Below are 11,828 nucleotides of genomic sequence, written 5' to 3' on the forward strand. Positions count from 1 at the left end.
CGGCGGCGTGAGAAGTCGATCAGTAATTCCAACGAATGCTTCATCCCAGGGCAACCCAGGCAACATTCTGACAACGCTCTGAAGGGCTTTTGGGGAGAGGTTCCTCAAGTCCGATCGCCTAAATTTAATCGCCGCCCGGCATAGCCCGTTGCGTAATGCCTCCATCGATACCCGCGGCACCCAGCGACCATTCCTGCCCTTGCGCAACCGCCGTCATGCGTTGCCTGGCGGCGTATGTGCCATGGCCCCAATTGCTGCTACTTTCCCTGTTCTGCGCTGCTGGTCTTGCCCGTCTCGAAGGTCCTGTATTTGGCAACCGGGATAGCCGCGCGATCACCGAGACTTGGCCTGACAGCGTTGTTGTCGATCAAGTCGCGCGGATCGTTGACCATGACCGCCAAATTGCGGCGAGTCGAACAGCCAAGCGTCCGGTCGAAGGAACTGTCATTGGCTAAAGGGCCGGAAAATGGCGGACAGTCAGGAGGGAGGCTGTCGTAGACAATCGCCTCTATTCGCGCTGCAGAACGGTGGTGCTGTTCAAAGAGGCGGATGTTGTAGCCGTCAACTCCCATCTCCATCACCTGACTGGCGATCTGTGCGCCGAGCCAGGGCGGGCCGCTGATAAAAAGATGGACGGCATCGCTCCGGCCACGGCTGGCACTCGCAATGAAATTACGCAAACGCTGCCGTTCGACAGCGCGAAGGCTCTGCAAGAACAAGACCTTGTTCTCCTGCCGGACAATGATTTCGGTCGATGACTCAACCGGCGAGGAGCTTGTGCAGCCACTCACGCTTGCGCTCAGAGCGACCAGGAGGCTTGTGATCCGCATCATCATGGGCGTTACTATTCGATGATGAAGCCGTCCAAGGCGCCTGAGCCGCCGGTAGCGTGGTCTTGCGGCGGATTTTCCGATGAATTCATCGGAGTGGCCTCCACGTCGGAAGCTGAGCCGAGGCGATCGGTGGGTGCGCTCATCTGCTTGGGATTTGATCCAGGCCTCACGATGTAAGGTGTGACTATGATAACCAGTTCCGTCTCCTCCTTTTGAAATGATGACGAACGGAACAGCGCGCCGAGGATCGGCAAGTCGCCCAGCCAAGGGAAGGCGCGAATATCAGTATTGACGCTACGCCTGATCAGCCCACCGATTGCAAAACTTTGACCGCTGCCGAGCTCAACAGCGGTCTCGGCACGCCGCGTGGAGATGGCAGGCACGGAAATACCGTTGATTTGGACGGCACCTTGCGTCGACAGTTCACTGGCTTCCGACTTCACGCGAATATTGATCTGCTCGTTATTGAGAACGGTTGGCACGAACTCCAGGCCGACGCCGAAGTGACGGAATTCAACCGAGACTTGCCCACTCCCCTGCACGACCGGAATGGGAAATTCACCGCCCGCCAGGAAGTTGGCGGATTCACCGGACATCGCGGTGAGATTCGGCTCAGCTAAGACAGAAGCGACATGCTCCTTTGCAAGCGCGTCGAGAACCGCGCCAAGGCTGACATTGCCATCATTGTACGCGACGCCGGCCGTACCGCCGCCGCTCGCCGCACCAGAACCGGCACCTTTGCCGCTGGCCAAACCCACTGTCAGATTGCCGATCTTGCCGAAAGCGGACAGGTTGATACCGAGTTCCTTCATGGCGCTACGGGAGACCTCAGCTACGCGCACACTCAGATTGACCTGCAACGACCCAGCGACTTGAATCTCATTGACGACCTGCGCACCGTCACCGAGAAATTGCTCAGTGACTTTCGTTGCGGTGTCGACGACTTGGGCATTGGGCGCTGTCCCGCTAAGGATCGCGCCGCGCGGCGTATAGCTGACGTGGATTGGATAGTCGCCGACCCGAGTCCTCAACATGGCGCGCAGATCCTCGATCGGTTCAGTGACAACAATATGCAATTGCGCGAGAGCCTCCCCGTTGGCGTCCAAAGCGAATAGGCTGGTCCGCCCGGATTTCTTGCCAAAAACGAAGACAGTCTTATTCGAGGGTGCCTGAAAATCTGCGATCGTCGGATCGGCAATAAAGATGCTGGCGGCTGGCGCGGACAAATGAATTGTCTTGCCAAGCGAAGAGGAAAGCTTCAGCGTGCCGTTGATGCTATTGGCAGCGGCACGCGGTTCGCCTTCGTACCGCTTGTTTTGGGCCGTAGCAGAAAATGGGAAGAACAGAATGAGCGCGCAAAAAAGATAGGCCGAGCAAGGAGAAACCATACTTCTCAAACCGCCAACGACGGTCGACCGACGATTGGTGGCAGGATGGTCATTAGGAACGACTTTCAAGGCAACCTTCGCTTTCAAATGCGACCAGCTTAGGCAGATGGCGCGTCAGTCAATTCAAGGATGTAGCCAATGCCACGCGCTGTGTTGATTCGCAGCGTAGCCCCTGACTGACTCAGATTTTTGCGCAAACGATAGATGCCGACTTCGAGTGCGTTGGCCGAAACTTCATCGTCGAACGCATAGAGGCTATCTTCTAGCTGCGCGCGTGGAACAGTGCGACCTGCGCGGTTGAGTAGATGCTCGAGAATACACAGTTCGCGGCGTGCTATCTTTATTGGCTGGCCCTCAACGAAAACTTGTCGGCCGATCGGATCGAATTGCAGGTTGCCAAATGCAACGGTGGGGTCGGTAATTTGTGTTGAACGCCGCAGAATGGCTCGCATTCTGGCGATGAGCTCTTCGGTGCAGAAGGGCTTACGCAGGAAATCATCCGCACCACCGTTGAAAATCGCGATACGTTTTTCGAGATCGTCGACACTGCTCATGATGAGGGCAGGAACCGAATGCCCGTTGCTCCTTAACTGTGCCAGCCAGGGCAAGCTATCACCGTCCGGCATGACCAACTCCAACAGGAGAATGTGATAGCTCGCGCAACAAAATGCAGTGGATGCCTCGTCCAGGGAACGAGCCACGTCAACGGCGAAACCGCAATCCTCGAGCGCCCCCTGTATCGTGCGTGTAAGGTGGGCATGATGGTCAATGAGCAGCGTTCGCATTTCATCACCAATCAAGCACGTCAAAACATGGGTCCCGAATAGTGCGCGGTTTGTCGTGGCCGTCGGGTAGAGGGTAGTCAACGCCCTCTTGTCCGAAGATCTGGTCTCTCCTTGCGCCGTAAATGACCTCACCGGACGGGATGGACTCGTGGCCGCCGCGACCGTCGATCCAGTCAACGCCCTGAGGCTGCTCGATCAGATCGTCGCTCTCACTGCTGAAGAAGGTATCGGGTCCGGTCATGCCGCGAAGAGCGTTTGCCATCGGACATACTCCTGATAATGGTCCCCATCGCTCCCTTAACACTTTACTTTGGGTTCTTGAAAATCGATTGCTTGGATATTGTTCATCCACGTGGCGGATGGATCACATTTCGCCCGTCTACTTTGAGACCTCGCCGACGGGGGGCGCCAAGTGCGGCCCGCCTGACAGTCCTCCGGTATGGCCTCCCTACCCCTAGGCTGTCTCGCGCCTCACTTACCGCTGCTACGCCAGTTAGCTGCCGTAGTTCTTCGTGACTGAGCGCAGTCCAATTTGCGCCAGGTATTCGTCGAGCCGGATGTGACTCAGCAGGTTTAGTCGCAATTTCCCTGGAGCCCGCTAAGAACGCTGTGTTGTCGGAACCGACAAGTCCTTCTGCGGTCTCCAAGCTGCCTTTTCGTCTCCAACGCCACATGAAGGCCGGCCGCACCGCGGCTGAGGGCCTGATGGGCGTCGATTCCGGTGACGGTGAACCCACCATCGTCGAGGTCGATTCCGCGACCAACTCCCAAGCGGGCAATGATGCCTTCCAGGAATTCGTTGGGCGTTATCGTGAAGCCCTGTTCGATGGTGACCGGTCACTGCGGAGCTTCGCCCTTGGATCGTCCTCATTATGAAGGAGCTGGCGCGCGTTCTTTGCCGACAGCGCTGTTGAGCAGGCGCTGCACCTCGGCTTCGACGCGGTTGAGCGAGAGGCCGGCCACGCCGAACCTGTCATAAAGGGATGCGAGCAATGGCGTCAGGAATTCGGCCAGCCGCTCCTCGATGGCATCTACGGGGAGTCTTGTCTCCAGGACCGCTTCATCGCTTCGCGCGGAGCGGCCCTGGACAAGGAGGTCATTCAGCGGGTTTGCCCATGAGCGCAGGACGCGGCCGGCAAGCCCCGCAAACATGGCGCGGAAATGGACCACCACGGAATCATCCGGATCCTTGCGCAGCAGCAACCCAAGACTCTTCGCATGCAAGAAGACCTCGCTCATGCGCCACAAGGGCAGCGTCGTGTCGAGGATGGTTCCGGCGGGAAAGGTTCCTCATCACGACCACTTCGTTCGAATTGAGGTCGGCGGTCGTCAGGTGCACTTCGAGAAGGTCAAATACGAGTCAAGCCGGGCTTGCGGGATTGAGCGCGACGCAGGCTACATCTACTTCATGGATCGCATAATTGTCGCGTAGCTGGTTAGTCACGCTCAGGGCTTACGCTGCTTGGCAACTTGACGTCTAAATTCGCTGTTATCGACGACTGCGGTAGTCAGCCGACTGCCGCCTACGACGGCATAAACCATGCATGATCCCCGTTCACTGCAAGGGATCCGGGCGGAGCATGGGCGCCTTCTGCTCCTTCGGAGCAAGAGTCTCCGTGATCGGGCTTCTGGGATCGAACTCCTCCTGCTCGTGCACAAGACCACTCGCGGTGAGGAAATCCGCCAAGGCGGCGACCGCGCTCGCGTGCCTGTCAGCGACAGGACCGGCCACGCCCGGTGCGGGTTTCCCGAAGCGCCGGAGCAGTTCAGTGTCCATCATATGGGGACGCAGCGGAATGTCGAAGCCGGCAAGATGTCTTTCGAGGTGCTGGAATATGCGGACACCTCCGGCGTCCATGTCTCCCCAGTGAAATGTCGGCACTTGCGCTTGGGCTGCCAGCCTTGTGATCGTCGCGAGCGCCGGTCGTGAAGGGAAGCCACCCGAATAGATGACGAGGGCCTGTTCGGACCGTGCGACCTCCCGGACGTGCCGAACGAATGAAGTGAAGTTCTCGATCGTCAGGACGTAGTCGGGCTTCGTCAGAAGACCTATCCCGCCGGCGCAGTCAGTGGGTATTCCGACATAGGGCATCGCCGGAAAAGACCGTCCGTCCAGCGATACGTCACCGTGCAGCAGGATTGGTTGCGGCAGGCGTCTGAGACCGGCGCTAGCAAGCAGCTCCTCCGGATTGAGGCGAGTCTGCTCGTCCATGCCCGCGAAGATCTTCGTCATCGCTGCTGCGACCTGCCGGACATTCTTCTCTAGCACCTTACTGTTGCCGACCGTGAGCCGCGAGAACGTCCGGAAGTCCTGATCCTCCTGCGGATCGCCCGACATGCGATCGCGTACTGCGATGGCGAGGCCTATCACGTCTGCAAGCGTTCGCCCTTCCCCCTTCCGGATTCCGATGTGGGACACGCCCCGCGACCAAGCTGCGACGACGTCGTCGATCAAGCTGGTGGCGCCGGCGGGCAGCCCCGGCTGCGACCGCAGTTCTGAAACAGCTTGGTACGCTAGTTCGCCAGCCGGTCGCCGTTCGACCTTTCGGTAGAGCACCCTAGCATCCCTTAGCCTTACACCGGTTACCCGACGCTCCGTCCTGGGGCCGGTTTGGATCAGCTCGATTCCGCCCGCTCGTTCCAGCACTGCGAGTTCCTCATCGAAGGTGTCTCGCAAGTCCATGTTGGCGAAGCCGTCATTGTCGATCGCGGCGATCAGGTTTCGCGCGGCGGGATTGCGTTCATGTCGCGCGAGCAGATTGTCGATAAGTGAAATGATAGTCGAAAACCCACGCCGGCTCATTCGGCAGCACTTGCCTTTAGACCGAGGCGTTCCGCGAGTTCGTCGTCCGTCGCGTGCTGCGGATTGGCAGCGCGCATCTCTTCGCGGGCGCGATCCTTGATTCGGATGGATTCGGCGAGGGAAACGTCGCCGCTGCGGAATACGTCTATTATATAGTCGAGGTTCTCGTAGACGACCGCGCGTTTCTCGGTCGGCGCGGCAATGACGACCTGAAGGCCGATCGCGCGGTAGAAGTCGAGCAGCGTCCGCTGGTTGGGGCCATCCATCTTGCTAAAGGCCTCGTCGAACACGGCAAGTCCTATCCCGAGATCGCTCGGCGCGGTCGCCTGGCGGACGCCGTGGTAAGCGCTGGCGAGGGCTGCTCCGATCACGACGTAGAACGGCACCTGGCGTTCCGCACCGCTGGCCACGCCGCGTCGGCGATCGAAACTCGTCGTCCGTCCGGTGGTGACGTCCCGCATCCTGAGGTCATAGGTGAAATAGCTGCGGTAGTCCTGAAAGACCGTAAAGTCGAAGGACTCGTCAGCGAGGAGCTGTTCTATCTGCCTGAGCGCCCGCGCGTGCCGCTCGTCGCGAGGCTCGGCCCGGCCGAACAGAGCATCCAGCACGCGCTCGTCGGCCTCGCTGTCCTTAGCGAGATGATAAAGGTCGTCGAACTCCGGTTTAACGAGCTCCGCCAGGCGATAGATCTCGCCGTGAAGGGGGCGTGTACGGAGCGCTGCCGACACCTTCTCCATCTCCGAATGAAGTTGCCCGAAGCGGCTGTTCAGCTCATGAATGAAGGTTGTTTTGAAAAGACGTGAAACCCGATCCGCCGCCTCGTCCGCTTGCTCGCGGTACCGGATGAGCTCGTTATCTTCCAGCATCGCAATGCCGTCCGACACCCATGGCTTCACAGTGCCGATGATCGGTACGTCCGCATAGCCCTCGAGCGCGTCGGGGAAGTCGATCGCATACCTCCCAAGAGATGTCCTGATCTCGTGACCGAGTTCCCGATACCCCTGCTTCGCTTCGTCCGCAGCCTTCTGCATGTCAGAAGCAATCCTGGCCGGATTTTTAGCCGGATGCGCTCTATATCGCTCGCGGAGCGATTGTATTTGTGCTGTGGAGGTCACGACACTGCGGAACTGCCGGCGGCGAAGGGCAAGACATAGATAAGAACCGACGCTTTGGTCGCCGGCGCCTAGCCTCGCCTTGACCTGCTCGATCTGCGTTTTGAGCGTCTCGCGGCTACCGATCAGTTCATCGCGATTTAAGTTGAGGCTCTTCAATAAGGCCTGCGACCGCGTTTCGGCGTCGAGTAGTTCGGGATCGACGTGGGCCGATATCCGATCCAGCCTGTGCCGCGCGTCGATGCGCCTGTCGGCAAGATCCCCCAGCGCGAATGCAAGCGCCTCCAACCTGTCCTTTTCGGCGACCAGCCTGCTGCAATCCTCGAGCCGCCGGATCGCATCCTCGAAGAAGCGCTTCTTCTCGAGATGAATCCTCAGAAGCTGCGAGCGCTGTTCGATCCGCTCTCGCAGCGTGGCCTCCATCAGCGGCGCCGCAGCCCGGCCAATCTTGAGGCCGTCCGGCCGGCGCATCTCGGTGATTAGGCCGTCGTAATAAGCTCCGTCAGCCATGATGGCGCGACCACCGGACAGAAGTTCGTCCTGGCTCTGCGCAAGCCGGACATTGCCTATCCTGAAGACAACGAACGCCATGGCCAGCCTGTCGTCACTGTGGATCATCGAGGCCAACGTGCCGCCTTCAGGAACGGTGGTCCTTGACTGGAGCTTGCGGGTGTTGGCTACGCGGCATCCCGGATAGGCGTCGCGTCCATGCCGCAGGATCTCGGTGGCAAGGTAGGCATGTTCCGGATCGACAATAATGGCTTCGCGGTCGCGGGTTAGCAGCGCCTCAAGCGCATTGCGCCACCGTTCGTCTACGACGTCGGCGACCTCACACAGTGTGCGCGGCGTCATGCCCTCGCGGCGCAGGGCCTCCATAAGTTTGGAGGTCGCTGCGCTAAGGGTGATCTGTCCCTGCCTGGCACTAGCAAGTTGTTTGCTATCCTCGGCTGCCTCGGCCTCAAGCTGCTTGACCCAGACGATGGCCTCATCTCGCTGATCGGTCGCCTTTTCCATCCGGGCGATCGCCGCTTCGGAGACCGCTTCCAGCAGATCGTCCATCTTCGCCGGATCGCGTGGCCAATCGGGCGGCGCGAGCCCGCGGCTGGCCTCCTCGACGCGCTCGAGCGCGCGGAACAATTCGCCCGGGTTTATGACGCTCAGCTTGTCGCGCAACTCCAGGAGTTGGATCGCGCGCGCCGCGCTGAGGTGTCGAGCCAGCAGACGTTCCATGATGCCGGCATGGTCCCGCTCCAGCCCCTTGATCTCCTGCTCGACGATGGCGCGCTGCCCCTGCGCGCCGGTCGCGGCAAGCTGTCGCCGGACGGATGCGAGCGCCTCGTTTTCGTGCTCTATCTCCTCCTCCACCCGCGCGAACTCCTCCATGACTGCATGAAGTTCGTGCGACTTCGACCTTTGTTCACTGATATTCGCCAACAGCCGGGAGAATCCTTCGACCAGCATGGCGGTCTTCTCGATCGCGCGGCAGGTGAGCTCCTCGGCGAGAAGCCGGTCGAACTCCTCCACTTGAGCGCGAATCGCGCGAAGCGCCTCCAGCCTTCTGTTGAGATCGGCGATCGTCTTCTGGATCTCGCGGTAGCGGCGGATGGAGTCGCGCAGCTCGGCAATGTCGATCGGCTTGGGTTCGAGTAGGTAGCGATGCACGAACTGCTCGACAGACGAGATGTCCGTGAAGGAGAGCGCGGCCACGAAAGTGCGGACGAACCGCTCGGGATCCGACGTGCGACGACCTGTGAACAGCGCACGCATGTATTCGCGGATGAACGTCTTAGCGTCGTCCAGCGTGAGGAGCTGACCACCCGCTTCGCCGCAGGCCTGGTCGAGCCGCCGGCGGACGACGGGCCACGCGGTCGGCCGGGACGCATCTTCGCTGGTATCCAGCAGCATCGAGCTATCGACGCCAATACCCTCGGCGACAAAGCGCCCCGCAACCTCCGTCTGCTGGCCGCGTGCGGCCTCGATGGACAGCCCGATACTCACCGGCTTCCGTCGCCTCTCCGGATCCTCGAAGACAAGCGCGATGTGGCTCCTCGCCTGGGGTCTGAGGAACGTATCTTCGTTGAGCTGGCCGAGGCAGTACCCTCCTAGCGTGCGGTCCGAGCGGCCGCCGCTCTCGCCCGCCGAACGGTTGAACCGGTATAGACGGGACGAACCGCCCGCCATGATCGCCTGTATCAGATCGATGATCGTGGACTTGCCGGATCGGTTCTGTCCGAGGATGGCCGCATCGCCGGCAAGATCGAGGTCGGCCTGCACCATCATGTGCCAGTTCACGAGGACGATACGCCGCAGTTCCATCATGCCTGGCCTCCCGCCGTGGCCTCATCGTCCGCATCGGGCCTCGAGGCGACCGGACGCGACAGGATCTGCTCGAGCGACGCAACGAAGTCGTCGCCGGCGACGCTCGTGACGAGCGCGCGAATGTCGAGATCCATATCCTGCGCGTCTACGTCGAACTCATCGAGGCGAACGATCGCCTTGCGTTCGAGCATCCGGAGCACGTCGCGGAACTCGTTCGGCGCAAGCGCCGCACGCCGGGTGCCGGCGACTATGCCCTGATAGGCCGCATACGCCTCGTTGAGGGTCGTGCGGACAGTTCCGTTGGTGTAGATTTCGCCGAGTTGGAGCGCCTCTTCCCATAGCCGTCGCATGACGAGTAGGGCGATCGTCTCATCGATGCGCATCCGCGGCAGCGACGTGCGCTCCGGATCGGGCAGGATCCCAGCCCAGCCTTCGGTCTCCCGATGGACGAGACGGTAGCCGGCGACGTCAAAGTAAGCCGAGACGAGTTTCGCGAGTTCCGGACGGTGCAGCGTTTCGAGCAGCGTCGCGGCCCCACGGTCCTCCACGTGGGCGAACTGGTTCCGCATCAGATGTGCGATGAGCTGCGTGACCCGCAGGAAACCGCGGGGGTTCGAGCTTTCGAGGGCGTTGAACTCAAGCAGCATACCCGACCTCGAGGGTGATGCTGTCGTCGAGGCGCTTCACGTGAAAGCCGCCGCAATCCAGCCACTCGTTCGACACTGTCTCACCGCAGGCTACGAGTTCGAATCGGCCTTCGAGCGCCTTCGCGAGCCGCGAGTCCGCGTCGGCACCGAGGCCGCCGGCGACCATCAATCGGATGGCTTCGAAAGCCAGGAAATCATCGACGGTTTCGATCCTCATGGAGGCCGCTGTGGTCTCGCCAAAGGGCGGTACCCGTCGTTCGAGGAAACGGCTGACCTTTGCCGGCGAGACAGTCAGGCGATCCAAGTACTCCCGCTCAAGATGACGCCTAAACTCGCGTATCGGATCGGGCGGCGGAAGGGCCAGGTCGGCGTCGGCGATTTCCGGCCGGGCACCGCGCGGCTTCGCGAGAAGCTCGGGCGCGACAACGGTCATGCGAGGCTCAATCAATCCTCGCACCGTAAGATCGTCAACGCCCCGCGAAAGAGCGTCGTCGAGACTCTGGATCACGTGCTCGCTGCGCTGAAGGAAATTGGTCCGGCGCCCCGCATATCGGACCACGTTGCGCAGTCGCGTTTCGAGCCTGGACCGATGCTGCTGGATCGCCTCGAAGGATTCCTCGATCCGCTCGAACACGCGGCGGATTCGGAACAGGTCCTCTTGTACGAGGTCGCGCGCCGCTTGCCCATCGGGAACGAGCCGGGCTTCAAGATACGCGTCGGCAACCGCTGCCAAGTCAATCTCGGAATCTTCCAACTCGTCGAGGGAGGTGAGAATAGTTCGCCGATGTCGATATGGATGCGCCGTGGTCGAGATGGACGTGTAGTCGCGCAGGAGCACCCGCTCGACGAAGTCCTCGAAATAGTGCCGCAGCCGCTCGGCAAGCGTCTCCGAGGAAAGCACTTGCCGATCAACTTCCCGCAGGGCCGCGAGCACGCTTCTTAGGTACCGTCCGAAACGCGCCGAGTCTTGGGCGGCCTTGTTGAGGCCGAGAGCGTTCTCGGCCGGCTTCTCGCGCACCGCACGGATCGCGTTCCTCACCTCCACCACCAGGCCGCCGAGTTGCTCGGCCCCGCCATCCTTCAGGGAGCACAGGAATTCGGCGAGACGCATCGCGCCGGACGGCATCTCCACGGTTGTCTTGAGGCCATAGCTCGCCTCGTCCAGCCAGCCCGCCTGCAGCATCCGGTTGTAGATGTGCCGGGACCGGCTGATCGCGGTCCCGGTGGCCTGATCGTCTACACCTGCGACGCGTCGACGCCTGACTCGTCGGCCGGTCCGCGTGACGAGGCGGTCGAGATCGACGGCGGCTTCGTCCTCGGCCCAAAGGCCGGGCTCCCGCGTAATGCAGTTGTAAATCACGCCGACTACCTCCGCCTCCGTCGGGAATAGAAGGTCGGACCGGTAAAGGTCGTCGTAGACGGCGAGGATCGCACGCTCATAGAGCAGCCGGTTGCCGCCAGAGAACACCGTAAAGATGTCCGGGCCGAGTTGACCGAAAATTTGCGGACGCGAAGCATCCGACACTGAAGATACTACGGAACTTGCCAAGATTCCCCCCCAATGAGGAAATTGGCGGGAGCTGGTCTGAAGGTCAAGCGATTAAGGACGACGCCTGCCCTGTTAGGCACCGAAAGATAGCTCAACCGGCTTCGGACAACATATTTCTAAGCGGCTCCTTTACGTGAGCGCCCACCCAAGGCTTTTTATGGGGAGCTTTGGTTGCCCCTAACGTCACTGCCGGGATAAACTTCTCAGAGAGATTTGACTGCCAGCCGCTCGTTTGGTTTGCGCCAGAAGTCTCGCAACGACCTTAACAGCTCTTTGCGCCAAACCTCCTTCAAGATTTCTTGATCTGGCGAGGGTTTATTCGCTCGCGTCTAAGAAATCATATCCAAAATTTCAGGTATTTTTAAAAAGATCGACTGTTTGGATTCACGTTC

The 11,828-nt window shown here is 60.5% G+C and carries 11 protein-coding genes; 2 read left to right on the forward strand and 9 right to left on the reverse strand.

Annotation, left to right across the window (positions count from 1 at the left end; all coding sequences use genetic code 11):
• Positions 1–257: 257 nt before the first annotated feature.
• The 4 genes from RFN28_RS24480 to RFN28_RS24495 are packed head-to-tail and all read right to left on the reverse strand — an operon-like array spanning position 258 to position 3,268.
• Positions 258–836, reverse strand: a complete 579-nt coding sequence (locus RFN28_RS24480; RefSeq protein ID WP_320223456.1) for a CpaD family pilus assembly lipoprotein — start codon at positions 834–836, stop codon at positions 258–260.
• A gap of 8 nt (positions 837–844) precedes the next feature.
• Positions 845–2,290: a type II and III secretion system protein family protein gene (locus RFN28_RS24485; RefSeq protein WP_407046072.1), complete on the reverse strand. Its 1,446-nt coding sequence runs from the start codon at positions 2,288–2,290 to the stop codon at positions 845–847.
• 29 nt (positions 2,291–2,319) lie between these two features.
• A complete protein-coding gene (locus RFN28_RS24490) occupies positions 2,320–3,006 on the reverse strand; it encodes a winged helix-turn-helix domain-containing protein (protein WP_320223455.1) in 687 nt (228 codons plus the stop codon).
• 4 nt (positions 3,007–3,010) lie between these two features.
• Positions 3,011–3,268 carry a hypothetical protein gene (locus tag RFN28_RS24495; RefSeq protein ID WP_320223454.1) on the reverse strand — a complete coding sequence of 86 codons (258 nt, stop codon included), beginning with the start codon at positions 3,266–3,268 and terminating at the stop codon, positions 3,011–3,013.
• Positions 3,269–3,618: 350 nt separating this feature from the next.
• Between RFN28_RS24495 and RFN28_RS24500 the strand changes: the two genes are divergently transcribed.
• Positions 3,619–3,882 (forward strand): hypothetical protein, encoded by a 264-nt coding sequence (locus RFN28_RS24500; RefSeq protein ID WP_320289774.1) that lies wholly within the window; start codon positions 3,619–3,621, stop codon positions 3,880–3,882.
• On the opposite strand, the gene RFN28_RS24505 is transcribed toward RFN28_RS24500, so the two are convergent.
• The gene (locus RFN28_RS24505) at positions 3,877–4,209 is read right to left on the reverse strand and encodes a hypothetical protein (protein WP_320228523.1); all 333 of its coding nucleotides are present in this window, start codon (positions 4,207–4,209) and stop codon (positions 3,877–3,879) included. The genes RFN28_RS24500 and RFN28_RS24505 overlap by 6 nt on opposite strands.
• A gap of 34 nt (positions 4,210–4,243) precedes the next feature.
• Here RFN28_RS24505 and RFN28_RS24510 point away from each other — a divergent pair, with 34 nt between their 5' ends.
• Positions 4,244–4,438, forward strand: coding sequence for a hypothetical protein (locus RFN28_RS24510; protein ID WP_320223451.1), 195 nt, complete (start codon positions 4,244–4,246; stop codon positions 4,436–4,438).
• 123 nt (positions 4,439–4,561) lie between these two features.
• Here RFN28_RS24510 and RFN28_RS24515 read toward each other — a convergent pair whose 3' ends face one another.
• The 4 genes from RFN28_RS24515 to RFN28_RS24530 are packed head-to-tail and all read right to left on the reverse strand — an operon-like array spanning position 4,562 to position 11,436.
• Positions 4,562–5,809, reverse strand: a complete 1,248-nt coding sequence (locus RFN28_RS24515) for a Wadjet anti-phage system protein JetD domain-containing protein (RefSeq protein ID WP_320223450.1) — start codon at positions 5,807–5,809, stop codon at positions 4,562–4,564.
• A complete protein-coding gene (locus RFN28_RS24520; protein ID WP_320223449.1) occupies positions 5,806–9,240 on the reverse strand; it encodes an SbcC/MukB-like Walker B domain-containing protein in 3,435 nt (1,144 codons plus the stop codon). Before RFN28_RS24520 ends, RFN28_RS24515 begins: the two co-directional genes overlap by 4 nt.
• On the reverse strand, positions 9,237–9,887 hold the full coding sequence (locus tag RFN28_RS24525) for a DUF4194 domain-containing protein (protein WP_320223448.1): 651 nt from the start codon (positions 9,885–9,887) through the stop codon (positions 9,237–9,239). The genes RFN28_RS24520 and RFN28_RS24525 overlap by 4 nt, the downstream gene beginning before the upstream one ends.
• Positions 9,877–11,436 carry a Wadjet anti-phage system protein JetA family protein gene (locus RFN28_RS24530; protein ID WP_320223447.1) on the reverse strand — a complete coding sequence of 520 codons (1,560 nt, stop codon included), beginning with the start codon at positions 11,434–11,436 and terminating at the stop codon, positions 9,877–9,879. Before RFN28_RS24530 ends, RFN28_RS24525 begins: the two co-directional genes overlap by 11 nt.
• Positions 11,437–11,828: the final 392 nt, after the last annotated feature.

Origin of the sequence: Mesorhizobium album, assembly GCF_033977205.1 — a bacterium.
Taxonomy (GTDB): domain Bacteria; phylum Pseudomonadota; class Alphaproteobacteria; order Rhizobiales; family Rhizobiaceae; genus Mesorhizobium; species Mesorhizobium album.

Coding starts and splice junctions, on each gene's coding strand:
- RFN28_RS24510 (WP_320223451.1), top strand. CDS start 4,244: ATGCGCCACAAGGGCAGCGTCGTGTCGAGGATGGTTCCGGCGGGAAAG.
- RFN28_RS24480 (WP_320223456.1), bottom strand. CDS start 836: ATGATGATGCGGATCACAAGCCTCCTGGTCGCTCTGAGCGCAAGCGTG.
- RFN28_RS24490 (WP_320223455.1), bottom strand. CDS start 3,006: ATGCGAACGCTGCTCATTGACCATCATGCCCACCTTACACGCACGATA.
- RFN28_RS24495 (WP_320223454.1), bottom strand. CDS start 3,268: ATGGCAAACGCTCTTCGCGGCATGACCGGACCCGATACCTTCTTCAGC.
- RFN28_RS24515 (WP_320223450.1), bottom strand. CDS start 5,809: ATGAGCCGGCGTGGGTTTTCGACTATCATTTCACTTATCGACAATCTG.
- RFN28_RS24520 (WP_320223449.1), bottom strand. CDS start 9,240: ATGATGGAACTGCGGCGTATCGTCCTCGTGAACTGGCACATGATGGTG.
- RFN28_RS24525 (WP_320223448.1), bottom strand. CDS start 9,887: ATGCTGCTTGAGTTCAACGCCCTCGAAAGCTCGAACCCCCGCGGTTTC.